This window comes from Rhodanobacter sp. OR87 (genome assembly GCF_000473345.1).
GTDB classification, from domain to species: Bacteria; Pseudomonadota; Gammaproteobacteria; order Xanthomonadales; family Rhodanobacteraceae; genus Rhodanobacter; species Rhodanobacter denitrificans.
The window spans coordinates 266,448-291,399 of sequence record NZ_AXBJ01000002.1 but is presented as its reverse complement, the minus strand read 5'-3'; the positions used below and the strand labels follow the sequence as shown (position 1 = coordinate 291,399).

General features: G+C 70.5%; 24 protein-coding genes. 18 read left to right on the top strand and 6 right to left on the bottom strand.

The window, feature by feature from the left end; translation table 11 throughout:
• Positions 1 to 41 precede the first annotated feature (41 nt).
• The 5 genes from RHOOR87_RS0103015 to mutM are packed head-to-tail and all read left to right on the top strand — an operon-like array spanning position 42 to position 4,266.
• Positions 42 to 806, top strand: a complete 765-nt coding sequence (locus RHOOR87_RS0103015) for an ABC transporter ATP-binding protein (RefSeq protein WP_027484183.1) — start codon at positions 42 to 44, stop codon at positions 804 to 806.
• Positions 803 to 1,573, top strand: a complete 771-nt coding sequence (locus RHOOR87_RS0103010; RefSeq protein WP_015448899.1) for an ABC transporter permease — start codon at positions 803 to 805, stop codon at positions 1,571 to 1,573. The genes RHOOR87_RS0103015 and RHOOR87_RS0103010 overlap by 4 nt, the downstream gene beginning before the upstream one ends.
• Positions 1,573 to 2,928, top strand: a complete 1,356-nt coding sequence (locus RHOOR87_RS0103005; RefSeq protein WP_015448900.1) for a GldG family protein — start codon at positions 1,573 to 1,575, stop codon at positions 2,926 to 2,928. Before RHOOR87_RS0103010 ends, RHOOR87_RS0103005 begins: the two co-directional genes overlap by 1 nt.
• Positions 2,929 to 2,931: 3 nt before the next feature.
• Positions 2,932 to 3,423, top strand: a complete 492-nt coding sequence (locus tag RHOOR87_RS0103000; RefSeq protein ID WP_015448901.1) for a hypothetical protein — start codon at positions 2,932 to 2,934, stop codon at positions 3,421 to 3,423.
• Between the two features lie 15 nt (positions 3,424 to 3,438).
• A complete protein-coding gene (mutM, locus tag RHOOR87_RS0102995) occupies positions 3,439 to 4,266 on the top strand; it encodes a bifunctional DNA-formamidopyrimidine glycosylase/DNA-(apurinic or apyrimidinic site) lyase (protein WP_015448902.1) in 828 nt (275 codons plus the stop codon).
• 9 nt (positions 4,267 to 4,275) lie between these two features.
• Here mutM and RHOOR87_RS0102990 read toward each other — a convergent pair whose 3' ends face one another.
• The 3 genes from RHOOR87_RS0102990 to RHOOR87_RS0102980 form a co-directional block, all read right to left on the bottom strand.
• Entirely contained in the window at positions 4,276 to 5,043 is a 768-nt protein-coding gene (locus RHOOR87_RS0102990; RefSeq protein WP_015448903.1) for a hypothetical protein, read from the bottom strand.
• 22 nt (positions 5,044 to 5,065) lie between these two features.
• Entirely contained in the window at positions 5,066 to 5,698 is a 633-nt protein-coding gene (locus tag RHOOR87_RS0102985; protein WP_007513757.1) for a thymidine kinase, read from the bottom strand.
• 145 nt (positions 5,699 to 5,843) lie between these two features.
• On the bottom strand, positions 5,844 to 7,154 hold the full coding sequence (locus RHOOR87_RS0102980) for an NAD(P)/FAD-dependent oxidoreductase (RefSeq protein ID WP_015448904.1): 1,311 nt from the start codon (positions 7,152 to 7,154) through the stop codon (positions 5,844 to 5,846).
• Between the two features lie 104 nt (positions 7,155 to 7,258).
• Between RHOOR87_RS0102980 and RHOOR87_RS0102975 the strand changes: the two genes are divergently transcribed.
• Positions 7,259 to 9,241 (top strand): UvrD-helicase domain-containing protein, encoded by a 1,983-nt coding sequence (locus RHOOR87_RS0102975; RefSeq protein ID WP_015448905.1) that lies wholly within the window; start codon positions 7,259 to 7,261, stop codon positions 9,239 to 9,241.
• 58 nt (positions 9,242 to 9,299) lie between these two features.
• On the opposite strand, the gene RHOOR87_RS0102970 is transcribed toward RHOOR87_RS0102975, so the two are convergent.
• Positions 9,300 to 10,331 (bottom strand): AI-2E family transporter, encoded by a 1,032-nt coding sequence (locus tag RHOOR87_RS0102970; RefSeq protein WP_015448906.1) that lies wholly within the window; start codon positions 10,329 to 10,331, stop codon positions 9,300 to 9,302.
• 129 nt (positions 10,332 to 10,460) lie between these two features.
• On the opposite strand from RHOOR87_RS0102970, the gene RHOOR87_RS0102965 reads away from it, so the two are divergent.
• The 7 genes from RHOOR87_RS0102965 to RHOOR87_RS0102935 all read left to right on the top strand — a co-directional run bounded on the left by RHOOR87_RS0102965 (position 10,461) and on the right by RHOOR87_RS0102935 (position 18,487).
• A complete protein-coding gene (locus tag RHOOR87_RS0102965) occupies positions 10,461 to 11,354 on the top strand; it encodes an HAD family acid phosphatase (protein ID WP_015448907.1) in 894 nt (297 codons plus the stop codon).
• A gap of 296 nt (positions 11,355 to 11,650) precedes the next feature.
• Entirely contained in the window at positions 11,651 to 12,577 is a 927-nt protein-coding gene (locus RHOOR87_RS0102960; RefSeq protein WP_027484182.1) for a hypothetical protein, read from the top strand.
• Positions 12,578 to 12,608: 31 nt separating this feature from the next.
• Positions 12,609 to 15,287 carry a glycerol-3-phosphate 1-O-acyltransferase PlsB gene (gene plsB / locus RHOOR87_RS0102955; RefSeq protein WP_027484181.1) on the top strand — a complete coding sequence of 893 codons (2,679 nt, stop codon included), beginning with the start codon at positions 12,609 to 12,611 and terminating at the stop codon, positions 15,285 to 15,287.
• A gap of 31 nt (positions 15,288 to 15,318) precedes the next feature.
• A complete protein-coding gene (locus tag RHOOR87_RS0102950; RefSeq protein WP_027484180.1) occupies positions 15,319 to 16,671 on the top strand; it encodes an amidohydrolase family protein in 1,353 nt (450 codons plus the stop codon).
• Positions 16,672 to 16,744: 73 nt separating this feature from the next.
• Positions 16,745 to 17,512, top strand: coding sequence for a bifunctional demethylmenaquinone methyltransferase/2-methoxy-6-polyprenyl-1,4-benzoquinol methylase UbiE (ubiE, locus tag RHOOR87_RS0102945; RefSeq protein WP_027484179.1), 768 nt, complete (start codon positions 16,745 to 16,747; stop codon positions 17,510 to 17,512).
• Between the two features lie 80 nt (positions 17,513 to 17,592).
• The gene (locus RHOOR87_RS0102940; RefSeq protein WP_007513730.1) at positions 17,593 to 17,859 is read left to right on the top strand and encodes a DUF2249 domain-containing protein; all 267 of its coding nucleotides are present in this window, start codon (positions 17,593 to 17,595) and stop codon (positions 17,857 to 17,859) included.
• Positions 17,860 to 17,872: 13 nt separating this feature from the next.
• Positions 17,873 to 18,487 (top strand): FmdE family protein, encoded by a 615-nt coding sequence (locus tag RHOOR87_RS0102935; protein WP_007513728.1) that lies wholly within the window; start codon positions 17,873 to 17,875, stop codon positions 18,485 to 18,487.
• Positions 18,488 to 18,494: 7 nt separating this feature from the next.
• On the opposite strand, the gene RHOOR87_RS0102930 is transcribed toward RHOOR87_RS0102935, so the two are convergent.
• The gene (locus tag RHOOR87_RS0102930; protein WP_007513726.1) at positions 18,495 to 18,794 is read right to left on the bottom strand and encodes a cupin domain-containing protein; all 300 of its coding nucleotides are present in this window, start codon (positions 18,792 to 18,794) and stop codon (positions 18,495 to 18,497) included.
• Between the two features lie 10 nt (positions 18,795 to 18,804).
• Entirely contained in the window at positions 18,805 to 19,725 is a 921-nt protein-coding gene (locus RHOOR87_RS0102925) for a DMT family transporter (protein ID WP_007513723.1), read from the bottom strand.
• Between the two features lie 140 nt (positions 19,726 to 19,865).
• Between RHOOR87_RS0102925 and RHOOR87_RS0102920 the strand changes: the two genes are divergently transcribed.
• The 5 genes from RHOOR87_RS0102920 to RHOOR87_RS0102900 all read left to right on the top strand — a co-directional run bounded on the left by RHOOR87_RS0102920 (position 19,866) and on the right by RHOOR87_RS0102900 (position 24,916).
• Positions 19,866 to 20,360 carry an Lrp/AsnC family transcriptional regulator gene (locus RHOOR87_RS0102920; protein ID WP_007513721.1) on the top strand — a complete coding sequence of 165 codons (495 nt, stop codon included), beginning with the start codon at positions 19,866 to 19,868 and terminating at the stop codon, positions 20,358 to 20,360.
• Between the two features lie 25 nt (positions 20,361 to 20,385).
• Entirely contained in the window at positions 20,386 to 22,077 is a 1,692-nt protein-coding gene (gene acpA, locus RHOOR87_RS0102915) for an acid phosphatase (RefSeq protein WP_015448916.1), read from the top strand.
• Between the two features lie 82 nt (positions 22,078 to 22,159).
• A complete protein-coding gene (gene pip / locus RHOOR87_RS0102910) occupies positions 22,160 to 23,113 on the top strand; it encodes a prolyl aminopeptidase (RefSeq protein ID WP_015448917.1) in 954 nt (317 codons plus the stop codon).
• A gap of 34 nt (positions 23,114 to 23,147) precedes the next feature.
• Complete coding sequence (locus RHOOR87_RS0102905; RefSeq protein ID WP_015448918.1) at positions 23,148 to 24,440, top strand: DoxX-like family protein; 1,293 nt, start codon at positions 23,148 to 23,150, stop codon at positions 24,438 to 24,440.
• Positions 24,437 to 24,916 (top strand): DUF2269 domain-containing protein, encoded by a 480-nt coding sequence (locus RHOOR87_RS0102900; RefSeq protein WP_027484177.1) that lies wholly within the window; start codon positions 24,437 to 24,439, stop codon positions 24,914 to 24,916. Before RHOOR87_RS0102905 ends, RHOOR87_RS0102900 begins: the two co-directional genes overlap by 4 nt.
• Positions 24,917 to 24,952 lie beyond the last annotated feature (36 nt).

Below are 24,952 nucleotides of genomic sequence, written 5' to 3'. Positions count from 1 at the left end.
CGCCTGTTGTTTAACGATGGGGGCGCCGTGACAATCACGCAATGACCTCGCCGCCTGCCGATTCATCCCCTGTCGTCCTGCGCCTGCGCCGGCTCAGCCGTCGCCGCGCCGGCCGCCCCGCCGTACAGGATCTCAGCCTGGAGCTGCAAAGCGGCCAGGTGCTGGGCCTGCTCGGCGTAAACGGCGCCGGCAAGTCGACCACCTTGTCGATGATCGCCGGCGCGCTGCGCCCCGACAGCGGCGGCATCGAGCTGAACGGCGAGGATTTCCTGGAACACCCGGAAACGGCACGCACGCGGATCGGCTGGCTGCCGGAACGCGCGCCGGTGTGGGCCGAGCTCAGCGTCGAGGAGCATCTCGACGCGCACGGCCGCCTGCGCGGACTGCACGGCGCCGCGTTGCGCACGGCGCGCACCGCGATCATCCAGAGGCTGGAACTGCAACCGCTGGCCCGACGCCTGGCCGGCGTGCTGTCGCAGGGCCAGCGCCAGCGCCTCGGCCTGGCCTGCGCGCTGCTGCATCGCCCCGCCCTGCTGGTGCTGGACGAACCGGCCAACGCGCTCGACCCGGTGCAGGTCGCCGCGCTGCGCGCGTTGATCCGCGAGCAGGCCGCGGCCGGCACCGCGGTGATCCTGTCCACCCACCTGCTGGCCGAGGTCACCGCGGTGTGCGACCGCGTGGCGATCCTGCACGAGGGCGCGCTGCGCCACGACGGCCCGGTGCGCGCCGACGACCATGCCGCGCTGGAGAAAACCTTTTTCGGGATCGCGATGAACGGCAGCACCGCACCGGCACGCACCGCATGAGCCACGCTTTCGCGAACACCGTCGCCGTGACGCGACTGGAATGGCGCCGGCTGCTGGTGCGTCCGCTGGCCTGGGTACTGGCGGCGCTGACCCTGGCCTGGCTGGCATGGAACTTCACCCTGCTGCTGGGCAGCTTCCTGGCCGGCCAGATCCAGCGCGCCGCGCTGCCGGACGGGCCCGGCTTCACCGACCTGGTCGGCGTGCCGCTGCTGGCCCAACTGGCCCAGCTGGCATTCCTGGTGGTGCCGCTGCTCAGCATGTCGACGCTCGCCGGCGAACGCCGCAACGGCACCCTGCCGCTGCTGTTCGCCGCGGGCGTGCCGGCCTCGCGCATCGTGCTGGGCAAGTACCTGGCGGTGCTGGGCTGGCTGCTGCTGTGGCTGGCGCTGACCCTGGCGATGCCGCTGGCGCTGATGCACGCCACGCACTTCGACTGGGGCAAGCTGGCCGCCGCCACGCTGGGCCTGGCGCTGATGCTGGCCGCGCTGGCCGCGATCGGCGTGGCCTGTTCGAGCTTCGCCTCGCATCCGGCGCTGGCCGCCGCCGCCGCGCTGGTGATCGCGCTGGCGCTGTGGAGCGTGAACCTGGGCGCGCAGCTGGCCGGCATCAACGGCGGCGCGATCAACTGGCTGGCGATGAGCACGCACCTGCAGCCGCTGCTGCGCGGGCTGGTCTCCAGCGCCGACCTCGTCTGGTTCGCGCTGCTGATCGTGCTGGCGCTGGCCCTGGCCACGTGCCGGCTGGCGGCCGACAAGGAGCGCAACTGATGGGCGCACTGTTCAGACGTCTGGACGGCTGGTTGTTCGCGCTGCTGCTGGTCTTGGCGGCCGCGGCGATCGGCTACCTCAGCACGCGCTACGCGCACCAGGCCGACTGGACCGCGAACGGTCGCACCAGCCTGTCGGCGGAAAGCCGCGCGGTGCTGGCCAGGTTCGACGGCCCGGTGGAAATCGTCAGCTACGCGAACCCGCAGGGCAACCTGCGCCAGACCGTGGCCGGTTTCCTGCAGCGCTACCAGGCGGTGAAGAGCGACCTCACGCTGCGCTTCGTCGACCCGCAACTGGACCCGGCGAAGATGCGCGAGCTGGGCATCACCGTCGACGGCGCGCTGATCCTGCACTACAAGGGCCGCGAGCAACGGCTGGACGAGCTGTCCGAACGCAGCCTCACCAATGCACTGGAACGCCTGCTGCGCGGCAGCGACCGCATCGTGGCCTTCGTCACCGGCGACGGCGAACGGCGCGCCGACGGCCAGGCCAACGCCGACCTCGGCACCTTCATCACCCAGTTGGAAGCGCGCGGCATGCGCGCGGTGCCGCTGAATTTCGCGCAAGTGACGGCGGTGCCCGAGCACACTGACCTGGTGGTGCTGGCCAGCCCGAGCCTGGCGCTGCCGCCGGCCGCGGTGCAGGCGCTGGTTGCCTACGTGCAGAACGGCGGCAACCTGTTGTGGCTGAGCGAGCCGTCCAACGACGACCTCGGCCTCGCGCCGCTGGCCGCCGCGTTCGGCGTGCGCGTGCTGCCGGGCGTGCTGGTCGACGGTTCCGGCGCCGCGCTGGGCGTGGGCGACCCGCGCCTGATCGCGCTGGGCAGCTACCCGCCGCAGGCAATCACGCGCGGCTTCACGCTGACCACGCTGTTCCCGCAGGCCTCCGCGCTGGCCCAGCTGAGCCAGGGCGATTGGGCGGTCAAGCCGTTCCTGCGCTCCGGCACGCAGAGCTGGACCGAGTTCCAGCCGATCGACAACAGCAAGCCCTCGGACATCCGCTACGACGCCGACGCCGGCGAGCTGAAGGGGCCGCTGGACTTCGGCTTCGCGCTGAGCCGGTTGTCGCCCAGCCCGGACAAGAGCGAGCAGCGCGCGGTGGTGATCGGCGATGGCGATTTCCTCTCAAACACTTTCCTCGGCAACGGCGGCAACCGCGCGCTGGGCGAGCGCGTGTTCGACTGGCTGCTGGGCGACGACAAGCTGGTCGAGCTGCCGCCGCGCGGTGCGCCGGACCGGCTGCTGGAAATCTCGCAGGCCGAGTTGAATGCGCTGAGCATCGGTTTCCTGGTCGTGCTGCCGTTGCTGTTGCTGCTGGCCGGCGGCCTGATCGCATGGCGCCGGCGGCGGCGCTGAACCATGAAACGCGCCGCCCGCCAGCGCCTGTGGTTGCTGCTTGCCGTGCTCGCCCTGCTGCTGCTCGCCGGCTGGCAGTGGCAGCGCGACGCGCGCCACGCCAACGGAAATCTCACCACGCTCGACCCGGCCACCGTCACGTACGTCGCGCTCGCCCTGCCCGGTGCGCCCGCCGAACGCTATGGGAAACGCGACGGTCACTGGTGGCGCATCGACGGCACGCCCACCCGGGCCGTCGACGCTCGCCTCAACGATCTCGCCGACACCGCCGCGGCGCCCGTACTGAGCTGGCGCCCGGCCAGCGATTTCGAAACGGCGAAGATCGGGCTGGCGCCGCCACACGCCGTGCTCACGCTGGACGGCCAGACACTGGAATTCGGCGAGGCCTCGGTCACCGGCCCGCAGCACTACGTGCGCGTGGGCCAGCGCATCGCGCTGGTATCGTCGCGCTACGTACCGCGCTCGCCGGCCACGGCGACCACCGCGTTGCACTGACCGCGGGATCACGCCTTGCCCGAACTGCCCGAAGTCGAAACCACCCGCCGCGGCATCGCGCCGTATGTGGTCGGCCGCCGCGTCACCGGCGTGATCCTGCGCCGGCCCGACCTGCGCTGGCCGATCCCGCCGGAGATCGGTGCGCTGCTGCCCGGCCAGCGCATCGACGCGGTGGAACGCCGCGCGAAATACCTGCTGCTGCACACCGCGGCCGGCAGCGTGCTGCTGCACCTGGGCATGACCGGCGTGCTGCGCGTGCTGCCGCCGGACGCCCCGGTCGGCAGGCACGACCACGTCGACATCGCGCTGGAACGCACGAGCACGCAGGCGCCACGCATCCTGCGCTTCACCGATCCGCGCCGCTTCGGCTGCCTGTTGTGGCAGCCCCCCGACACCATCCACGAGCTGCTGGCCAAGCTCGGCCCCGAGCCGCTGACCGATGCCTTCGACGGCGACCTGCTGTGGCATCGCTCGCGCGGCCGCACGGCGGCGGTGAAGCTGTTCCTGATGGACAACGCGGTCGTCGTCGGGGTGGGCAACATCTACGCCAGCGAAGCGCTGTTCCGCGCCGGCATCGACCCGCGCAAACCAGCCGGCAGCCTCTCGCGGGCGCGCTATGCGCGGCTGGCCGCCGAGGTGAAGCACCTGCTGGCCTGGGCGATCGAGCGCGGCGGCACCACCTTGCGCGACTTCCTCGCCCCCGACGGCGCACCCGGCTACTTCTTCCGCGAACTGATGGTCTACGGCCGCGCCGGCGAACCGTGCCACGTCTGCGGCACGGCAATCCGGCAGGTCGTGCTGGGACAGCGCTCGACGTTCTGGTGCCCGCGCTGCCAGCGCTGAACCGGCGGCTTACTCGGGCCAGCTGAACTCGACATGGGTGTTGTTGAACTCGGGGTCGTCGAGGCTGCCGCCCGGCTGCGCGACCAGGCCGTCGGGCAAACCTTCGACGTCGAGCTGCTGGCCGGCGCTGAAGTGCGCGCCCAGCGAGAGCAGTTCGACCAGCTTCTCGCACAGCACGCCGGCGCGGTCGAGGTCGCGCTCGGGCACGTGGCGCAGGCTGAGGTCGGGGCGGCCGAACTTGCGCATGCCGCGGGTGTGCACCCAGGAGCGGTCGCCGCCCTCGTCGCTGCGCAGGATCAGCACGTGGTGGCGCGGCGGCGCGCCGTCCTTGACCAGGTAGTGGCGGCGCCAGTGCGCGGCGTCGAACAGGGTGAGGATCTGCGGGTCGAGGATCGCCGTGCCGCCCACGTCGAGCATGCCGGCCAGCACGCCCAGCGTGTCGCGCAGGTAGTCGAGGCTGGCGCCGTCCTTGAGCACGCCGCGCACCACCAGCACCTCGGGCGCGATGCGCGCGGCCTCGTACGCCTCGGGCGTGTCTTCCCTGATCAGCCGGCCCAGCGCGCCGTTCAGCGGATAGCCCTCCCACTGGCGCAGCACGGCGTTCTGGAAGCGCTGGATCTCCACGCCCGCGGGCAGGCCGGGGCTGCCGTAGCGCGGCGACGGGATCAGCAACTCCGGCGCGAACTTGCCGAACACGTAGAACTGCAGCACCACCTCGTCTTCGCCGGGCTGCCAGTACGGCCGCGGCCAGCTGGCGGGGGGAGTGGCTTCGCTCATGCGGATTCCTCGGTGGCTCGGTTCATTCGCGCTCGCCCAGCGGCAGCACGCTCTGCTGCAGCTCGATGCGGCCGTGGCCAGCGCTGATCTTCTTGAACTCGGCGCGGCTCACCGAGACATAGCGTTCGTTGCCGCCGATCTCAACCTGCGGGCCGTCGGTGACCGCGCGGCCATGCTCGTCCACGCGCACCACCATGGTCGCCTTGCTGCCGGTATGGCAGATCGTCTTGATTTCCTGCAGCTCGTCGGCCCAGGCCAGCAGGTAGCGGCTGCCCTCGAACAGCTCGCCACGGAAGTCGGTGCGCAGGCCGTAGGCCAGCACCGGGATGTGCAGCTTGTCGACCACGTCGCTGGCCTGCCACACCTGCGCCCTGGCCAGAAACTGCGCCTCGTCGACGAACACGCAGTGCAGCGGGCCGTGCGCGGCGATGTCGGCCTCGACCAGCGCCAGCAGATCCTCGTCACCGGCGAAGCGGCGCGCGTTCGCCTTGAGGCCGATGCGCGAGGCGACCACGCCTGCGCCGAAGCGGTCGTCCAGCGCCGGGGTGAGGATCAGCGTGCGCATGCCGCGCTCGTGATAGTTGTACGCGCTCTGCAGCAGCGTGGTGGTCTTGCCGGCGTTCATCGCCGAGTAATAGAAGTAGAGCTTGGCCATTGGGAGCCGGGATTCGGGATTCGGGATTCGGGATTCGGGATTCGGGACTGGCAAGAGCGGCGCTGCGGCCAAGCCATGCTCCCAGTTTCTCACAGGCACCCGGTCGCGAGAGCTGCCGCTCTTCCTATTCCCTGTTTCCTGCTCCCTATTCCCCGCCCAAAGGCGCGCGCGCCTGGGCCAGCCGATAACGGCGCTCGGCACGGCTGCGGCGCCAGTCGCGCAGGTACAGGATCGCGTACACCAGCTTGAACAGCTGCAGCCGCCACAGCACCTTCGGCGTATCGAACAGGTCGCCGGCCAGCATCGAGATCACCGCCTGCTCCAGCTGCCAGGTGTTGCGCGGCGAGCGCAGCATCTGCCGCATTACCGGCGCGTTGAAGCGGTGGATGAAGAACGCGAAGCGCGCCATACCCCTGCGCTGGCGCCGCTCCAGCCGGCGCAGCAGGGCCCGTTCGCGCCGCGGTTCGCGCAGCGCCGCATCGACCACGTCGGCCACCCGCTCCGCGCCGTCCATCGCCAGGTACACGCCGGAGGAAAACACCGGGTCGAGGAAGGCGAACGCATCGCCCACCAGCACCCAACCCGCTCCGCCCATGCGGCTCGCGTCGTAGGAGTAGTTGCCGGTGACATGCACTTCGTCGCCGATCAGCCTGGCCCGCTCGACGCGCTGCCACAGCGCCGGGTTGAGCCGCAGCGTGTCGAGCAGGAACTCCAGCGTGCGGCCCTTGCGCTGCTTGAGGTAATCCGGCCGGCACACCGCGCCCACGCTCATCACGCCGTCGGGCAGCGGGATCATCCACATCCAGCCGTGCGCGAAGCGGTAGATGCTGACGTTGCCGGCGTCCTCGCCATCGCGGCGGCCGGCGCCGCGGAAGTGGCCGAAGATCGCCGCGCTCTGATGCTGGCGGCTGCGGCGCCGCAACTTCATCTTCGTCGCCAGCAGCGCATCGCGGCCGCTGGCGTCCACCACGTAGCGCGCGCGGATCGCGTAGTCGTAGCCGTCGTCGGTGTGCACGTCCAGCCGGCTCTCGCGTGGGCCGCGCTGCTCCACCTGCAGCACCTCGTGCCCCTCGCGCGCCTCGGCGCCGCACTCGCGCGCATGCTGGTACAGCATGCGGTCGAAATCCTGCCGCCACACCTGGTACGCATGCGGCGGGCTCTGCCCGATCGCGCGGGCGAACGCGTAGACGTTGTAGCCGCGCGCGTCGTCGGTCTCGAAATCCGCGCCGCGCTTGAACACGCCGAGCGCGCGCACCTTGTCCAGCACGCCCAGCCGCTCGAACACCGGCAGGTTCATCGGCAGCAGCGACTCGCCGATATGGAAGCGCGGGTGGTGCGCCTTCTCCAGCGCGATCACCTTGTAGCCGCGGCGCGCCAGCAGGGCGGCCGCGGTGCTGCCGCCGGGGCCGCCGCCGATCACCGCCACGTCGCACTGCTCGATTTCCGGTTCCGCCATGCCGTTCCTCGCTGGCTGTCGTGCGGCCGATTATGGCCGAAGCCGGCGGGTGCGCCAGCAGCGCTCTGTTACCATCGGCCGCCGCCTCACGCCTCACTCGGTCCATGCTCAATCCACAACAACTGGCCGCCGTCGAACACTGCGACAGCCCGCTGCTGGTGCTGGCCGGCGCCGGTTCCGGCAAGACCAGCGTGATCACCCAGAAGATCGCCTACCTGATCCAGCGCCGCAAGCTGGCGCCGTCGAAGATCGCCGCGATCACCTTCACCAACAAGGCCGCGCGCGAGATGCGCGAGCGCGTGGCGAAGCTGGTCAGCAGCGAGGACGCGGCCGCGCTCACGGTGAGCACGTTCCACGCGCTGGGGCTGAAATTCCTGCAGATCGAACACGCCCGCGCCGGCCTGCGCCGCGGCTTCTCGGTGCTGGATGCGGACGACAGCGGCGGCATCGTCAAGGAGCTGGCGCCGAAAGGGATCAAGAACGACGCGCTGTTCGGCCTGCGCAACCTGCTCAGCCGCGCCAAGAACGGCGGGCTGTCGCCGGAGGAGGCGCTGGCCGCCGCGCGCAGCCCGCGCGAACTCGAAGCGGCGACCATCTACGACCTGTACCAGCAGCGCCTGGCCGCGTTCAACGCGGTGGATTTCGACGACCTGATCCGGCTGCCGCTGCGCACCCTGGAAAGCGACGCCGAATGCCGCGACGCCTGGCGCGAGCGCCTGCGCTACCTGCTGGTGGACGAGTACCAGGACACCAACGACGCGCAGTACCGCCTGCTGAAGGTGCTGACCGGCGAGCGCGGCGGGATCACCTGCGTGGGCGACGACGACCAGAGCATCTACGCCTGGCGCGGCGCCAATCCCGAGAACATCGACCAACTCGGCCGCGACTGGCCGAACCTGCGCGTGATCAAGCTGGAACAGAACTACCGCTGCGGGCGGCGCATCCTGCGCGCGGCGAACGCGCTGATCGCCAACAACCCGCACAGCCACGAAAAGAAGCTGTGGAGCGAGCACCCGGAAGGCGCGCCGATCCGCGTGCTGGAATGCAAGGAGGCCGAGCACGAGGCCGAACGCATTGCCGCGATCGCCACCACGCTGGCCGAGAAGCACAAGGCGCGCTGGGACGACATGGCGATCCTGTACCGCGGCAACTTCCAAGCGCGGCCGCTGGAGAAGGCGCTGCGCCTGGCGCGGATTCCGTACCACCTCACCGGTGCGCTTTCCTTCCTCGACCGCGCCGAGGTGAAGGACCTGCTCTGCTACCTGCGCCTGCTGACCAACCCCAGCGACGACGCCGCGTTCCTGCGCGTGGTCAACGTGCCGAAGCGCGAGATCGGCGCGACCACGCTGGAGAAGCTGGGCCAGCTCGCGCAGTCGCGCCACTCGTCCCTGCTCGACGCCACCCGCAGCGACGGCGTGCTGCGCCAGCTCACCCCGCGCCCGGCCGCCGCGCTGGCGTCATTCGCCAATCTGCTGGACGAACTGCGCAGCGCCTCGCTGCATGAAAGCGCCGCCGACCTGGTCGAGCTGATCCTGAAACGCACCGGCTACGCCGCGCAGATCGCCGCCGGCACGCCCGACGCCAGCGTGCGCGAGCGCAAGCTGGGCAACCTGCAGGAATTGGCCGACTGGTTCCGCGCGATGCAGAAAGGCGGCAACACGGCCGGCGACCTCGCCTCGCAGCTGGCCCTGCTCAGCCACGCCGACCGCGACGAGCCGGGGAATGCCGTGCGCATGATGACCCTGCACTCGGCCAAGGGTCTGGAGTTCCGTTTCGTCTTCATCGTCGGCTGCGAGGACGGCACGCTGCCGCATGAGGGCGCGCTGGACGAAGGCCGCGTCGACGAGGAACGCCGGCTGATGTACGTCGGCATCACCCGCGCCAAGGAACTGCTGACGCTGTCCTGGTCGGCGCAGACCAAGCGCTACGGCGACATCCACCGCAACCAGCCCAGCCGTTTCCTGCACGAGCTGCCACAGGCCGACCTGCACTGGCAGGGCAAGGACCCCGAAGCGGACAAGGAAGTGACCCGCGAGACCGCCGAGTCGCACATGGCGCGGATCAAGGCGATGCTGGCCGGCGGCTGATGGGCGCGGGATTCGGGAAAGCGTCGCCCGCAAGCGGAGACCTGCAACCGATGCGCGCCTACAGCAGGCCCTCCGCTTCCAGCTCGCTCTTCAGATACGCGTAGTAGATCGGTGCGGCGATCACGCCGGGCAGGCCAAACACCGCTTCCATCAGCAACATGGCCACCAGCAGCTCCCACGCGCGGGCGCGGATCTGGGTGCCCACGATGCGCGCGTTGAGGAAGTACTCGAGCTTGTGGATCAGCACCAGGAACACCAGCGCGGCGATACCCACCCCCAGCGACACCGACAACCCGGCCACGGCGATCGCGGTGTTGGAGATCAGGTTGCCGAGCACCGGCAGCAGGCCGGCCACGAAGGTCGCCACCACCAGGGTCTTGGCCAGCGGCACGTGGATGCCCATCAGCGGCAGCACGCCGAGCAGGAAGATCGCGGTGAACAGGGTGTTGATCAGCGAGATCTTGACCTGCGCGAACACGATGTTGTGGAACGCCTCCGCCAGCCGCCGGCAGCGCAGGCTCAGCATGGCCGCCAGCGGCCCCATCTGGTGCGCCGGGCGGGTGCGGCTGAGTGCCACGATCGCGCCCAGCACCAGGCCGATGATGATGTGCACGAACACCCGCACCGCGCCCTTGCCGGCCAGCTGCAGGGTGGCCGCGTGCTTGCGCGCCAGTTCGATCGCGCCCACGCGCAGGTCGTCGACGCTGTCCGGCAGGTTGTTGACCAGGATCGGCGGCAACTGCTGGCGCGCCTTCTCCACCAGCGGCATCAGTTGCTGCTGCCACAGCAGCTGCGGATTGCCGATCTCGGCGTGGAACAGGCTGATCGCACCGAGGATCAGCAGGATCAGCAGACCCACCACCACCGCGCCCAGCAGCGCCACCACCACTACCCGCGCGCGGTCGCCGGAAATGCGCCGGCCGAGCAGCGGCACCATCGTCTGCACCAGCTCGAACACCAGCAGGCCGGCCAGCAGCGCCGGCAGCAGGTGGATCTCCACGACCAGCAGCAAGGTGGCGCCCGCCAGCAGGTAACTCGCGTAGCGGACGACCGCCGAAGGCGGACGCAGGGCGGGCAGGCTGGAGTCCATGCGAGACGAAACCGTGGGGAGCGGGAGTGCCAGTCTGTCAGCAGCCCGCCATGGCTGCCAGCCCTGCCACGGGGCTGTCGTAAACTGCGTTCATTGTTTCGCTTCGCTTGTTTTCCAAGGAACGCCTTCATGCGGCTTCGTCTTTCCACGTCCCTGCTCGCGCTCGCCCTGCTGGCCGGCTGCGCCGGCGCTCCCCGCCACCCTGCGGCCACGGCGACGCTCGCTGCGCCGGCCACGGCGGCAACCACGGTCGCCGCCAACGACAACCTCAACGCGGTGGCGTGGAGCCAGACCGCGATCGAGCACGACCTGATCTACCTGCAGACTTACCGCGACGCCCAGGCGCGCCTGCTCGCCGCCATGAAGGACCGCCACTGGGACGCGCTGGCCAAGGATGAGCGCGTGGCGCCGGCCGGCGGCCTCCAGCCGGCGGTGGTGCTGGACATCGACGAAACCGTGCTGGACAACTCGCCGTACCAGGCGCGCCTGGTGCGCAGCGGCGGCGAATACAACGAGGCGGACTGGGCCGAATGGTGCCGGCAGGGAAGCGCGCGCGCGCTTCCCGGCGTGGTCGAGTTCACCCAGTTCGCCGCGAAGCACGGCATCGCCGTGCTCTACGTGTCCAACCGCGCCAAGGACCTGGACCAGGTCACCCTGGCCAACCTGCGCAAGGTGGGCCTGCCGGTCTTCGGCCCGCAGGCGTTCCTCGGCCTGGGCACCTTTGTCGAAGGCTGCGAGCAGGTCGGCACCGAGAAGGGCTGCCGGCGCCAGCTGATCAGCCGCAAGTACCGCGTGCTGATGCAGTTTGGTGACCAGATCGGCGACTTCGTGACGGTGCTGGCGAACAACGCCGCCGGTCGCCAGCGGGCGATGGTGCCGTACATGAACTGGATCGGCTCGCGCTGGTTCGTGTTGCCGAATGCAACCTACGGTTCGTGGGAGCCGGCGCTGTTCAACAACGACTGGAGCGCGCCGCCGGAGCAGCGGCGCCGGCAGAAAATCGATGCGCTACGCTACGAGTAGAAAATAGTGATTATAAACAATACTTTATAATACAAAAGAAAAGTATTGCCTCAGCTTTAACGAGCAAGTAATATTTCGTCCGCCAACACCTGCTGACCAGATCTTTCGCAGGCAAGGCCATTTCCCTTCCGGCTCTGCCGGATTTCCCCGCGAGGCCAACGCCCGCGGGGTTTTCTTTTCCGGCCTCGCGAAAACTTGCGCCGCGCCCTTGTTTCGCCGCCGCCGCGGCCCTTACCCTGCGCGCTCACCCGCCCCGTGGCGCCTCCCCCGCCACCGCCTGCCGCGAGACCCCGCCGATGCGCCTGCCCTTCCTTCGCCACGCGATGCCGATGCTGCTTGCCGCGCTGCTGCTGGGCGCCTGCCACGGCAAGGACGAGGCGGCGCAAGCCGGCGGCAGCACGCCGCAAGCGGCGCTGCAGGCCTCGATCGACCTGCTCAAGGCCGGCGACTTCGACCGGCTGTGGAAGCACGCGCTGCCGCCGGCCGACTACGCCAACCTGCGCGCCGACTGGAGCCTGCAGCAGCGCGACGCGCGGCCGATCAGCGCCGCGGATCGCGCCCGTTTCCACGAGGCGATGCAAAAGCTCGGCGGGCCGGACGCGGCGGCCAGGCTTTACGCCGAGCTGCAGCCGAAGCTGGCCGCGATGGAACAGCAGTACAAGGACCAGTTGCCGATGCTGGTCAGCGTGGGCGAGGCCATGCTGAAGAGCGCCGTCGCGCAGAGCCGCACCCTCAGCGAAGCGCAGAAGACCCAGGCCGACGGCGTGCTCGACGTGCTGCTGCCGTGGGCCCGGCAGACGCCGTGGTTCGACCAGGCCCGGGCGCAGCAGGCGGTCGGCGTGGCGGTGGCGACCGCGCGCCAGCTGGACCTGAAAGACCCCGACCAGCTGCACGCGATGGATTTCGACGCGACCATGGGCAAGTACGCCGTCGCCTGGGGCGGCCTCAAGCGCCTGCTGGCGATCTACGGCCTGTCGGTGGACGACACGCTGGACTCGGTCAAGCTCACCCCGCTGTCCAACGACAACGGCCATGCCGTGGTGAAGATCGACTACACCCTGCTCGGCAAGCCGCTGTCGACCGAAGCGACCCTGGTGCAGGAGAACGGCCGCTGGTACAGCGAGGACCTGCTGCAGAACGCGCGCCAGTCGCACCGACAGCTGCAGCAGGCGGCCACCGCCAGTGCGCCCGCCAGCGCCGGCAGCGCCGTAACGAAAGACTGAACGACGCAACCGTTAGAATGGACGGATGCCCATGACTACCACCGCGGACTCCTCCGCCCGCCCCCGTGCCCCCTGGTGGTTCAACCTGGCCGGCCAGCTGCTGCAGCCCTGGGTGCGCATCCGCCGCGACCCGGCCGAGCCCGCGGCCCTGCTGCAGGCCGGCGTGCCGGTCTGCTACGTGATCGAGCGCGACGGCTTTTCCGACGCGCTGATCCTGCAGCGCGCCTGCCGCGAAGCCGGCCTGCCCAACCCGATGCGGCCGCTGGCCGGCACCCGCCGGCGGCGCTCGGTATTCGCGCTGGCGCGGCGCGACGGCAGCCTGCTCGGGCGCAACCGCAAGCGCAACCCGAACGAAGCGCTGCGGCAGCTGGTGCACTCGCTGGAAGGCCTGCCCGGCAGCGACATCCAGATCGTGCCGGTATCGATCTACGTCGGCCGCGCGCCCAGCCGCGACAGCGGCTGGTTCCGCGTGCTGTTCTCGGAAAACTGGGTGATGGTCGGCCGCTTCCGCCGCATGCTGGCGCTACTGCTGAACGGGCGCGACACGGTGGTGCATTTCTCCACGCCGGTGTCGCTGCGGCAGACGCTGGACGAATCGGGCGGGATCACCCCGGAGCGCTTCGCGCGCAAGGTCGCGCGGGTGCTGCGCACCCATTTCCACCGCATCCGCGCCGCGGTGATCGGACCGGACCTGTCGCACAAGCGCACCGTGGTGGACGCGGTGCTGAACGCCGAGCCGGTGCGTGCCGCGATCGCCGCCGCCGCGGCGAAGGAGAAGATCAGCCACGCCAAGGCCTGGCGCAAGGCGCACCAGCTGGTGCTGGAGATTGCCGCCGACTACTCGCATCCGGTGGTGCGCTCGGCCTCGTTCCTGCTTTCCAACTTCTGGAACAAGCTGTACGACGGCATCGCCATGCACCATTTCGACAAGGCCCGCGCCGCCGCGCCCGGCCACGAAGTGATCTACGTGCCCTGCCACCGCAGCCACGCCGACTACCTGCTGATGAGCTACCAGCTGCACGTGTCCGGCGTGGTGGTGCCGCACATCGCAGCGGGAGTGAACCTCAACCTGCCGGTGATCGGGCCGATCCTGCGCCGCGGCGGCGCGTTCTTCCTGCGCCGCAGCTTCCGCGGCAACGCGCTGTACTCGGTGGTGTTCAACGAATACGTGGCGCAGCTGATCGACCGCGGCGTGCCGATGGAATACTTCATCGAGGGCGGCCGCTCGCGCACCGGCCGCCTGCTGGCGCCGCGTGCCGGCATGCTGGCGATGACGGTGCGCGCGTTCCTGCGCGCGCCGCGCCGGCCGGTGCTGTTCCAGCCGGTGTACATCGGCTACGAGAAGCTGATGGAGGGCAAGAGCTACATCGGCGAGCTCAGCGGCCAGCCGAAGGAGAAGGAGTCGCTGCTCGGCCTGCTCAAGGGGCTCAAGGTGCTGCGCCAGCGCTATGGCCACGTGGCGCTGAACTTCGGCGAACCGATCGAGCTGACCCCGCTGCTGGACGCGGCCAGCCACGACTGGCGCGCCGCCGGCGCCGACCCCGAGGCGAAGCCCGAATGGTTGGGCGCGGTGACCGACCGCCTCGCCGAGCAGATCCAGGTCAACATCAACCGCGCCGCCGACGTCAACCCGATCAACCTGCTGGCGCTGGCCCTGCTGGCCACGCCGAAGCACGCGATGGCCGAGAGCGACCTGCTGACCCAGCTCGAGCTGGGCAAGACGATGCTGGAGGAGTTGCCGTACTCGGACCGCATCACGCTGACCCCGATGAACCCGGCCGCGATCATCGCCTACGGCGAGCAAATGGGCTGGATCCAGCGCGTGCAGCACCCGCTGGGCGACGTGCTCACCGCCACCGGCGAGCGCGCGGTGCTGCTCAGCTATTTCCGCAACAACGTGCTGCACCTCACCGCCACCGCCGCGTGGGTGGCGTGCTGCTTCCTCAACAACCGCCGCATGTCGCGCGCCTCGATCCTGCGGTTGGGCCGGATCATCTATCCGTTCATCCAGGGCGAGCTGTTCCTGCCGTGGGATACCGACGGTTTCGCCGAGCAACTGCAGGCCACCATCGATTTCTTCGTGCGCCGCGGCCTGCTCGAAGCGGTCAGCGACGGCCGCGTGCTGGAACGCAGCCCCGGCCAGGACGACGGTGCCTACCAGCTCAAGGTGATCGCGCGCAGCCTGATCCAGGCCTTCGAGCGCTACTACATCACCATCGCCGCGCTGGCCAAGAACGGCCCCCACACGATGACCGGCGCCGAGCTGGAGAACGCCTGCTCGCTCACCGCGCAGCGGCTGTCCCTGCTCAACGAGCTGACCGCGCCGGAGTTCTTCGACAAGGCGCTGTTCCGCGGTTTCATCCAGAAGCTGCGCGAACGGCGCATCGTGTGGACCGACGACGCCGGCAAGCTCGACTACGACGCCGCGCTGGAAGGCATGGTGCGCGACGCGCGGGTGATCCTCTCGCGCGAGGTGCGCCACTCGATCCTGAAGATCACCCCCGGCGGCAACGACTGGGAGGCACCCGCCGCCGACGCCCGCGAAGGTGCCGTCGAGGGCACCTACGTCCCCGCCGACAGCGACGACGCCGCGCTGCACGCGCGCCACGTCGCCGCCGAGCAGCGCGAACACGAGCGGCGCAGCGGCAGCGATCGCCGCCTGCCCGACGCTGCCGAGCCGACGCCCACGCACCGCGACGCCGCCGAGTAGGATGGCCGCACTGCCGCCAGGGGAACCACCCATGTCCATGCCTCGCCTGCTGCTCGCCGTCGCCGCATCGTGCCTTCCGCTCGCCGCCGGCGCCGATGCGCCGCCCCCCGATGCGACCGGCGGCCCGCAGCTCAACCTGATCGAATGCGCGCGCCTGCTCGATCCCGTGGCCGGCAGGATGCTGGGCCAGACCACGCTGGTCGTCGAGGATGGCCGGATCAAGGAGATCCGCCCCGGCGCCGTCGACCCCGCGCCGTACCGCAAGACAGCCGGCAGCCTGAGCGTCGCCAGGCTGCCGGACGCCACCTGCATGCCGGGGCTGATCGACTCGCACACGCACCTGACCATGCAGTTCGGCAAGAACTCCTACAGCGACAAGTTCCGCCTCAATCCGGCCGACCATGCGATCCGCGGCACCGTCTACGCGAAGCGCACCCTGTTGGCCGGCTTCACCACGGTGCGCAACCTCGGCGACGACGACAATGCGTCGATCGCGCTGCGCAACGCGATCAACGCCGGCCTGGTGCCCGGCCCGCACATCTTCAGCGCCGGCAAGCCCATCGGCAGCACCGGCGGCCACGCCGACCCGAGCAACGGCTTCCGCTGGGACCTGCAGGGCGACCCCGGCCCGAAGGACGGCATCATCGACTCGCCCGCCGAGGCATGGAAGGCGGTGCGCCAGCACTACAAGGACGGTGCCGACCTGATCAAGATCATGCCCTCCGGCGGCGTGCTGGACGAAAGCTCCAGCTCCGGCAACCCGCAGATGACGCTGGAGGAGATCCAGGCCGTGGTCGCCGCCGCGCACGACGACGGCTTCACCGTGGCGGCCCACGCACACGGCGCCGAGGCGATCCGCCGCGCCGTGCTCGGCGGGGTGGACTCGATCGAGCACGGCACCTTCATGGACGCGGCGGACATGAAACTGATGAAGGAACACGGCACCTGGTACGTGCCCACCATCATCGCCGGCCAGTACGTGATGGAGAAGGCGAAGCAGGGCTGGTATCCGCCGCAGGTCGCGCGCAAGGCCGAGGAAGTCGGCCCGCTGATCCTGGACACCGCCGGCAAGGCGTACAAGGCCGGCGTGAAGATTGCCTTCGGCACCGACGCCGGCGTCTACCCGCACGGCGACAACGCCAGGGAGTTCGCCTACATGGTGCAGGCCGGCATGCCGCCGATGTTCGTGCTGCAGGCCGCCACCACCCATGCCGCCGAACTGCTCCATCAGCAGGACCGGTTCGGCCGCATCGCGGTGGGCCGCGGCGCCGACGTGATCGCCGTGCCGGGCAATCCGCTGGACGACATCACCGCCATGCAGCACGTCAGCTTCGTGATGAAGGACGGGGTGGTCTACAAGCAGGACGGCAAGCCGACGCTCTGACGCGCGGCTCGCCGGCAGCGACGCCCTGGCCGATGCCGAAGCCTTGAACCCCGTTCCCTGTAACATCGCCCCAATGAACAATCAGCCCGAAACCCCACCTAGATCCACCACCCACTTCGGCTTCCGCGACGTGCCGGTCGGCGACAAGCAGAAGCTGGTCGGCCAGGTGTTCACCTCGGTCGCGAAGAACTACGACCTGATGAACGACCTGATGTCGCTCGGCATCCACCGGCTGTGGAAGCGGCATTTCGTGGCGGTCAGCGGGGTGCGTCGCGGCGACCGCGTGCTGGACCTGGCCGGGGGCACCGGCGACATCGCCGCACTGCTGAAACCGGTGCTCGGCGACGCAGGCGAAGTGGTGGTCGGCGACATCAACGCGGCGATGCTCGGCGTCGGCCGCGACCGCCTCACCGACCGCGGCCTGGTCGCCGGCCTGCGCTGGGCGCAGCTGAACGCCGAACGCCTGCCCTTCCCCGACAACAGCTTCGACGCGGTGACCATGGCTTTCGGCCTGCGCAACGTCACCGACAAGGACCAGGCGCTGGCCGACATCTGCCGCGTGCTCAAGCCCGGCGGCCGCGCGCTGGTGCTGGAGTTCTCGCGCGTGCAGAGCGAGCTGTTCGGCAAGCTGTACGACTTCCACTCGTTCAAGGTGCTGCCGAAACTCGGCCGGCTGTTCGCCGGCGACGCCGACAGCTACCGGTACCTGGCCGAGTCGATCCGCAAGCATCCCGACCAGGCCACCCTGAAGGGCATGATGGAGCGCGCCGGCTTCGGCCGCGTCGAGGTGCGCAACCTCAGCAACGGCATCGTGGCGATCCATCGCGCGTACAAGTTCTAGAGCTGCCCTGATCCAGATCAGTGGCGCGCCGCGGCGCGCGGCGTATGTTGGGCGCTCCCTTGATTGCGAGCACCCCCACCATGTCCATCGATGCCGTTGCCGAACAGAACGTCCACCTCTTCGACGCCCGCGGCGTGGCGCGCCGCTTCCGCCATTCGGCGATCTTCGGCGCCATCGGCGCGCTGCGCGGCGGCGAGACGATGCGCTTCGTCAACGACCACGACCCGATCCCGCTGATCGCCCAGCTGCGCGAGCGCCTGGGCGACAACCTCACCGTGACCTATCGCCAGCGCGACGCCGATGCGGTGGTGATCGACTTCGGCATCACCGGCCTGCCGGTCGAGTGAGCGGCCCCCGCGCATGAACTACCCCGCGTTCTACGACCAGGCCCCGCGCATCCGCATGCGCGACCCGCTGGCGGCCTTCCTCGGCGCCGCCGACGACGGCCTGCTGGAATACGCCTATGTCGATGCCGTGCGGCTGGCCGGCCATTCCTGCCCCACCGTGGCCGGCGCCTGGCTGATGGCGCGCACGGCATTGCGTGCGCTGTATCCGGGCGAGCCGGCCGAGCGCGGCGGCGTCACGGTGCGCATGCCGGCCGCCGAGGACGAAGGCGTCACCGGGGTGATCGCGCAGGTGCTGACCCTGGTCACCGGCGCCGCGGCAGGCAACGGCTTCCACGGTATCGGCGGCCGTTTCGTGCGGCAGGCACTGCTGGGCTACGCGGCCTCGTCGGGCGCCGGCGCGGTGCAGTTCCGCCGCCGCGACAACGGCACCGCCGTGGCAGTGGAACTGGACCTGGCCACGGTGCCGGCGGCACCGAACCTGCGCGAGCTGATGGTCGGCGCGCTCCACCCCGAGGCCACCGCGGAGCAGCGCGCCGCATTCGCGCAAGCCTGGCAGGGCCGCGTGCAGCGCCTGCTGCTGGACCACGCCGACGACCCGCAGGTGCTGCAGCTCACCCGGCTGAACTGAGCGCCGCTCAGGCGTCGATGATCAGCAAGGTGCCGCTGCTGCCCGGCAGCACCGCATGCGGCACGCCGGCCGGCACCATGCAGAGCTGGCCCGCCGCCACGGTGACTGCCTCACCCGCCACGTCCAGGCGCAATTCGCCTTCGAGCACCAGCAGGCCCTCGGCGTACGCATGCGTCTCGTCCGGATAGGCTTGCGCATCCATGCGCAGCAGCTTGAGGCTGGCATCGCCCACGCGCGCCAGCCGCTGCGACCGCCAGGTCTGTTCCAGCTGCGCGGCCTGCTGCGCCAGGTCGAAAAGATGACCCATCACGCGTCCCTCAGCATTGCTCGCACGCCTCGACCGGCGCGGCCGACACCGGCGCGGCACGCCGCCGCGCATTCGCCAGCACCACGCCGCCGACGGTGATCGCGCCGCCGACCAGGATCAGCGCGTTCGGCACCTCGTGCAGCCACAACCAGCCGATCAGCAGCGCGATCGGCGGCGACAGGTAGATGAAGCTGCTGACCCGCGAGGCCGAGGCACGGTTCACCGCCATGTTCCACGCCAGATAACCGACGAAGGTCGGCGCGATGCCCAGCCACAGCAGCGCGCCGATGTGCGCCCGCGACGCCGTCAGCAGCGCCTGCGGCAAATGCCAGCCGAACGGCAGCGCGGCGAGCGTGCCGGCGAAGAACGCGAACGCGGTGACGCCGAGCATGCTGTTGCGCGCGAACAGCGCCTTCTGGCCCACGAAGAAGATCGCCGAGACCATCACGCAGACCAGCACCAGCAAGGCCTTCGGATCGACCTCCACCCGCTGCCCGCTGGCCAGCACCACCAGCACCGTGCCGAGCAACGCCACCGCCAGCCCGACCCAGCTGCGCAACGCCAGCCGCTCGCGCAGCCACAGCGCCGACACCGCCGCGGTGGCGGCCGGCACCAGCGAGATCAGGATCGCGGCGGTGCCGCTGGCGATCCGCGTCTCGGCGTAATTCAGGCACAGGTGGTAGACGGTCAGACCGAGCACGCCGAGCAGCGCCAGCAGCGGCCAGTCGCGCCGCGCCGGCAGCGGCACGCGCTTCACCCGCAGCAGCACGGCGAAGCACAGCGAGCCGATCAGCAGCCGCGCGAACGCGACCTCGCCCGGAGTAAAGGCCGGCAAGGCGTACGCGATCGCGGCGTACGCCGACGACCAGGTCAGCAAGGCAATCGCGATGGCGACGAGGGCGCGGCCATCGAGACGTTCAACGGTATCCATGGGGACGGATTCCTGGGGTGGGGAAGTGCGCATCCTAGTCTTGCCGCTCATACCGGGGAATAATGCGCCGGATCGTTTTCTCGGCACTTCGCCAGCGATCGAATCATTTTTTTCGGGGTCCCGCCTTGGAATCGAAAGTCATGGAACCGAAGCCGGAACTGGACGCCAAGGACTGGCAGCTGCTCGAAGCGCTGCAGCAGGACGCGCGCCTGGGCTACGCCGAGTTGGGCCGCAAGGTGCGCCTGTCCGCGCCGGCGGTGGCCGAGCGGGTGAAGCGGCTGGAGGAAGCCGGGGTGATCAGCGGCTACCGCGCCACGGTCGATCCGAAGCGGCTGGGTTACGGCATCAGCGCGATGATCCGGCTGCGTTGCGACGGCGCCACCTGCGCGCGCATCGGCGCACTGGTGGCGGACATTCCCGAGGTGCTCGAATGCCGCCGGCTGGCCGGCGAGGACTCGGCCCTGCTGCACGTGGTGGCGATGTCGATCGGCCACCTCGAAGCCGTGCTCGACCGCCTGCTGAAAACCGGTGCCAGCACCAGCACCACCACCCTGATCGTGCTGCAGACGCCGCACGAGCATCGTCCGCTGACCCGCGCCATGTGGAACGCGGCACGCGCGATGTCCGACGATTGACACCCACCCGCCAGCGACCGACGCCATGACCGACCCGATCGACCACCAGCCCCTGGCCCCGCCCGACGAGGCACCCGCCGACCCCGCACGCCGGCGCCTGCTCGGCGGCCTCGCGCTGGCCGGCGCGGCGCTCGCCGCCGGCGGCTGCAAGCCGTTCGGCGGGCAGCCACCGGCGTCGGCACCCACGGTCGCCGACGCGGCGCTCGACGCGCAGCTGCGCCGGCACATCCGCCACGTGGTGGTGCTGTACGCGGAGAACCGCAGCTTCAACAACCTGTTCGCGGACTTTCCCGGCATGGCCCAGCCGCTGCAGGCGCTCGACTCGCCGGCCTACCGCCAGCGCGACCGCGACGGCCGCCTGCTCGACACGCTGCCGCCAGTCTGGGGCGGCCTGGCGCCGCACCCGCAAACCGTCGACGACCGCCAGTACCGGATCGACGAGTCGGCGATCAGCGGCCTGCCGAACCGTCCGTTCGTGCTCGCCACGCCCGACGGTACGCCACTGCCGCACGGCGTGATCACCCGCGACCTGGTGCATCGCTTCTACGAGAACCAGCTGCAGATCAACGGCGGCCGCAACGACGGCTTCGTCGCCTGGGGCAATACCGGCGCGATGACCATGGGCCACTATGCCGACGGTGCGAAGCTGCGGCTGTGGCAGCTGGCCCGCCAATACACCCTGTGCGACAACTTCTTCATGGGCGCGTTCGGCGGCTCGTTCCTCAACCACCAGTACCTGGCCGCGGCGCAGCCGCCTTACTACCCGCACGCGGACCGCAGCCCGGCGAGGTTCCAGATCGCCACGCTGGAAGGCGACGACCCCACCGGCATCCGTCCGAAGCTGGCCGAGGGCTCGCCGGCCAGCGCGATGCAGGGGCGCCCGACGTTCGTCACCCACGACGCGCTCACGCCCGACTTCTGGGCGGTCAACACGATCGGCCCGGCCTATGCGCCGGGATTCAGCCGCGACAAGCACGACCCGCGCCTGACCGACGCGGCCAGCCCGAACACGCTGCCCGCGCAGAGCCACGCCACCATCGGCGACGCCTTGTCCGCCGTCGGCGTCGACTGGGCCTGGTACGCCGGCGCCTGGCAGCTGGCGCTGGACGGCCGCGGCGACGGCGACCACCGCGCGTTCCCGGAGGTGCCGAACTTCCAGCCGCACCACCAGCCGTTCAACTACTTCCGCCAGTTCGCGCCCGGCACCGCAGCGCGCGCGCGGCACCTGCGCGACGCCGGTACGGGCGGCGAGTCGGCCACCAACCACTTCCTCGCCGCGGCCGCCGCCGGCACGCTGCCGCCGGTGACGTTCTACAAGCCGCAGGGCGACCTCAACATGCACGCCGGCTACGCCAGCGTGGACGCCGGCGACCGCCACCTGGCACAGGTGGTCCAGGCGCTGCAGGCCAGCCCGCTGTGGCCGAACATGCTGGTCGTGATCACCGTCGACGAGAACGGCGGCTGGTGGGACCACGTGGTGCCGCCGAAGGGCGACCGCTGGGGCCCGGGCTCGCGCATCCCGGCGCTGGTGGTGTCGCCGTTCGCGAAGAAGGGTTTCGTCGACCACAGCGTCTACGACACCGGATCGATCCTGCGCTTGATCACCCGCCGCTTCGGCCTGGCGAAACTGCCCGGCCTCAAACTGCGCGAGCAGGCGATGATCGCCGCCGGCGGTCCGCCGCCGGGCGACCTCACCGCCGCACTGCAGTTCGACTGACGCAACAAACTCCCCCCGCTTGCCCCCAAGGGACTTCCTTCGGTCGCAGGGGGGAGGACAAAATCCACAAGAGATCCCCGCCATGCGCGAGATGTACCCCGAGATCGAGCCGTACCGTACCCACCGCCTCGCCGTCGATGCGATCCACACCCTGTACGTGGAGGAATGCGGCAACCCCGCTGGCCTGCCGGTGGTGTTCCTGCATGGCGGCCCGGGCGCGGGATTGTCGGCCTACCACCGCCGCTTCTTCGACCCGACGCGCTACCGCATCGTGCTGTTCGACCAGCGTGGCGCCGGCCAGTCGGCCCCGTTCGCCGAGCTCACCGACAACACCACATGGCACCTGGTCGCCGACATCGAGGCGATCCGCGAACAGTTGGAGATCGAGCGCTGGGTGGTGTTCGGCGGCTCCTGGGGCTCGACCCTGGCGCTGGCCTACGCGCAGACGCACGCCGAGCGCGTGCTCGGCCTGGTGCTGCGCGGCATCTTCCTCGGCCGGCCGCAGGAACTGCGCTGGTTCAACGAGGTGGACGGCGGCGCGGCGCAGATCTTCCCCGAGCGCTGGGCGCGCTTCCTCGCCTTCATCCCCGAGGCCGAACGCGGTTCGATGCTGGACGCCTACTGGAGCCGCCTGACCAGCGACGACGAGGCCACCCGGCTTGCCGCGGCGCGGGCGTGGAGCGCATGGGAAGGCGGCAGCACCACCTTGCTGCACGACCCCGACGCCGGCGGCGAGTTCGAGGACCCGCACAAGGCGGTCAGCCTGGCCGTGATGGAGGCGCACTACTTCCGCCACGCCATCTTCCTCGAACCCGACCAGCTGCTGCGCGACGTCGGGCGCATCCGCCGCATCCCCGCCACCATCGTGCACGGCCGCTACGACATCATCTGCCCGATGGCGAGCGCATACGACCTCAGCCAGGCCTGGCCGGAAGCGCGCCTGCAGGTGGTGCTGGCCGGGCACAGCGCGGCCGACCCGGCGATCGTGGACAAGCTGGTGGCGGCAACCGACCTGATGGCCGACCACTACTGCTGAGTTCCCCCACCGTCACCGGCACCGAGGAAACTCCATGCGCATACTGGTCACCGGCGCCTACGGCTTCATCGGCGCACACACCGTCGCGGCACTGACGGCGGCCGGCCACGAAGTAGTCTGCGCGGTGCGCGGCGCGCGCCTCGACACGCGCTTCCCCGGCCTCGCGGCGGTCGCTTGCGACATGGCCCGCGACGTGCGCAGCGAGGATTGGCTGCCCCGCCTCGCCGGCGTCGAGGCGGTAGTCAACTGCGCGGGCATCCTGCGCGAGCGCGGCGCCGACACTTTCGCCGCCGTGCACGAACAGGCGCCGCTGGCGTTGTTCCGCGCCTGCGCGCAGGCCGGGGTACGGCGGGCGATCCAGCTGTCCGCGCTGGGCCACGCCGAAGACGGCGCCTTCATCGCCTCCAAGCATCGCGGCGACAGCGCGCTGATGGCACTGGAGCTGGACTGGCTGGTGCTGCGCCCGTCGCTGGTCTACGGCGCACGCGGCTCCTACGGCGGCAGTTCGCTGCTGCGCGCGCTGGCCGGGCTGCCCGGCTTGCTGCCGCTGCCCGGCCGTGGCGGGCAACGGCTGCAGCCGATCGCCGCCGAAGACGTCGGCGCGGCCGTAGTCGCCGCGCTGGCCCGGCCGGCGGTCGCCCGCGACGTGCTCGAACTGGTCGGCCCCGACGTGCTGAGCCTGCGCGACTACCTGCTGGCCTGGCGCCGCTGGCTGGGCTTCGGGCGCGCCCGTACGCTGGCGGTACCCGCGCCGCTGGTGCGCCTGGCCTGCGCGCTGGGCGAGCACCTGGGCCGCGGCCCGCTCGGCAACACCATGGCGCGCATGCTCGAGCGCGGCAACCTCGGTGCCGCCGACGCCGTCGACCGCCTGCACGAACGCCTCGGCCTGGCGCCGCGGTCGCTGCAACGCGCGCTCGCCGAAGCGCCCAGCCAGGTGCAGGATCGCTGGCACGCGCGGCTGTATTTCGGCCTGCCGCTGCTGCGCGTGTCGATGGCCCTGCTCTGGCTCGGCTCTGGCGTAGTCGGCTGGCTGACCCCGCCGGCCGATGTGCTGGCCGCCGCTGCGGACGGTTTGCTCCCGGCTCCCGGCTTGCTCGCCCTGGCACGCGCCACCGCCAGCGCCGACCTGCTGCTGGGCGCGCTGTGCCTTCTGCGCTGGCGGCCGCGCCTGGTGCTGGCGCTGATGCTGGCGATGCTGCTCGGCTACACCGTCGCCATCGGCACCGCCTGGCCGGTCCACTGGCTGGATCCGTTCGGCGGCTTGCTGAAGAACCTGCCGCTGATCGCGGCGCTGGCGCTGCTGCTGGCGACGGAAGAGCACCGATGAACGACGCCTACGCGCTGCTGAAGACCGTGCACATCCTGTCGTCCACGCTGCTGTTCGGCACCGGCCTGGGCACCGCCTTCTTCTTCTGGTTCACCCACCGCAGCGGCCAGCCTGCGGCGATCGCGGTCGCCGCACGACTGACCGTGCGCGCGGACACCCTGCTCACCACGCCGGCGGTGATCGTGCAGCCGCTGTCGGGTTATCTGCTGATGCGACTGCTGGGCTCCGACTGGCACACGCCGTGGCTGCAGGCCGCCGCCGCGCTGTACCTGCTGGCCGGCGCCTGCTGGCTGCCGGTGGTGTGGCTGCAATGGCGGGCGTGCCGGCTCGCCGACGCCGCACTGCGCGACGGCACGGCGCTGCCGCCGGCCTACCACCGCTGCATGCGCATCTGGTTCGCGCTGGGCTGGCCGGCCTTCCTCGCGGTGCTCGCCACCTTCTGGCTGATGGTCGCCAAGCCGCCGCTGTGGGGTTGAGTCCGTCTGGCGGCACAGCGCGGGGAGGTGCTGTTC

Coding starts and splice junctions, on each gene's coding strand:
- RHOOR87_RS0102940 (WP_007513730.1), top strand. CDS start 17,593: ATGTCCATCGATGCCGTTGCCGAACAGAACGTCCACCTCTTCGACGCC.
- RHOOR87_RS0102990 (WP_015448903.1), bottom strand. CDS start 5,043: ATGAGCGAAGCCACTCCCCCCGCCAGCTGGCCGCGGCCGTACTGGCAG.
- RHOOR87_RS0102975 (WP_015448905.1), top strand. CDS start 7,259: ATGCTCAATCCACAACAACTGGCCGCCGTCGAACACTGCGACAGCCCG.
- RHOOR87_RS0103005 (WP_015448900.1), top strand. CDS start 1,573: ATGGGCGCACTGTTCAGACGTCTGGACGGCTGGTTGTTCGCGCTGCTG.
- RHOOR87_RS0103015 (WP_027484183.1), top strand. CDS start 42: ATGACCTCGCCGCCTGCCGATTCATCCCCTGTCGTCCTGCGCCTGCGC.
- RHOOR87_RS0102970 (WP_015448906.1), bottom strand. CDS start 10,331: ATGGACTCCAGCCTGCCCGCCCTGCGTCCGCCTTCGGCGGTCGTCCGC.
- RHOOR87_RS0102985 (WP_007513757.1), bottom strand. CDS start 5,698: ATGGCCAAGCTCTACTTCTATTACTCGGCGATGAACGCCGGCAAGACC.
- RHOOR87_RS0102950 (WP_027484180.1), top strand. CDS start 15,319: ATGTCCATGCCTCGCCTGCTGCTCGCCGTCGCCGCATCGTGCCTTCCG.
- RHOOR87_RS0103010 (WP_015448899.1), top strand. CDS start 803: ATGAGCCACGCTTTCGCGAACACCGTCGCCGTGACGCGACTGGAATGG.
- RHOOR87_RS0103000 (WP_015448901.1), top strand. CDS start 2,932: ATGAAACGCGCCGCCCGCCAGCGCCTGTGGTTGCTGCTTGCCGTGCTC.
- RHOOR87_RS0102960 (WP_027484182.1), top strand. CDS start 11,651: ATGCGCCTGCCCTTCCTTCGCCACGCGATGCCGATGCTGCTTGCCGCG.
- RHOOR87_RS0102965 (WP_015448907.1), top strand. CDS start 10,461: ATGCGGCTTCGTCTTTCCACGTCCCTGCTCGCGCTCGCCCTGCTGGCC.
- RHOOR87_RS0102920 (WP_007513721.1), top strand. CDS start 19,866: ATGGAACCGAAGCCGGAACTGGACGCCAAGGACTGGCAGCTGCTCGAA.
- RHOOR87_RS0102930 (WP_007513726.1), bottom strand. CDS start 18,794: ATGGGTCATCTTTTCGACCTGGCGCAGCAGGCCGCGCAGCTGGAACAG.
- RHOOR87_RS0102905 (WP_015448918.1), top strand. CDS start 23,148: ATGCGCATACTGGTCACCGGCGCCTACGGCTTCATCGGCGCACACACC.
- acpA (WP_015448916.1), top strand. CDS start 20,386: ATGACCGACCCGATCGACCACCAGCCCCTGGCCCCGCCCGACGAGGCA.
- RHOOR87_RS0102900 (WP_027484177.1), top strand. CDS start 24,437: ATGAACGACGCCTACGCGCTGCTGAAGACCGTGCACATCCTGTCGTCC.
- RHOOR87_RS0102980 (WP_015448904.1), bottom strand. CDS start 7,154: ATGGCGGAACCGGAAATCGAGCAGTGCGACGTGGCGGTGATCGGCGGC.
- RHOOR87_RS0102935 (WP_007513728.1), top strand. CDS start 17,873: ATGAACTACCCCGCGTTCTACGACCAGGCCCCGCGCATCCGCATGCGC.
- RHOOR87_RS0102925 (WP_007513723.1), bottom strand. CDS start 19,725: ATGGATACCGTTGAACGTCTCGATGGCCGCGCCCTCGTCGCCATCGCG.
- pip (WP_015448917.1), top strand. CDS start 22,160: ATGCGCGAGATGTACCCCGAGATCGAGCCGTACCGTACCCACCGCCTC.
- ubiE (WP_027484179.1), top strand. CDS start 16,745: ATGAACAATCAGCCCGAAACCCCACCTAGATCCACCACCCACTTCGGC.
- plsB (WP_027484181.1), top strand. CDS start 12,609: ATGACTACCACCGCGGACTCCTCCGCCCGCCCCCGTGCCCCCTGGTGG.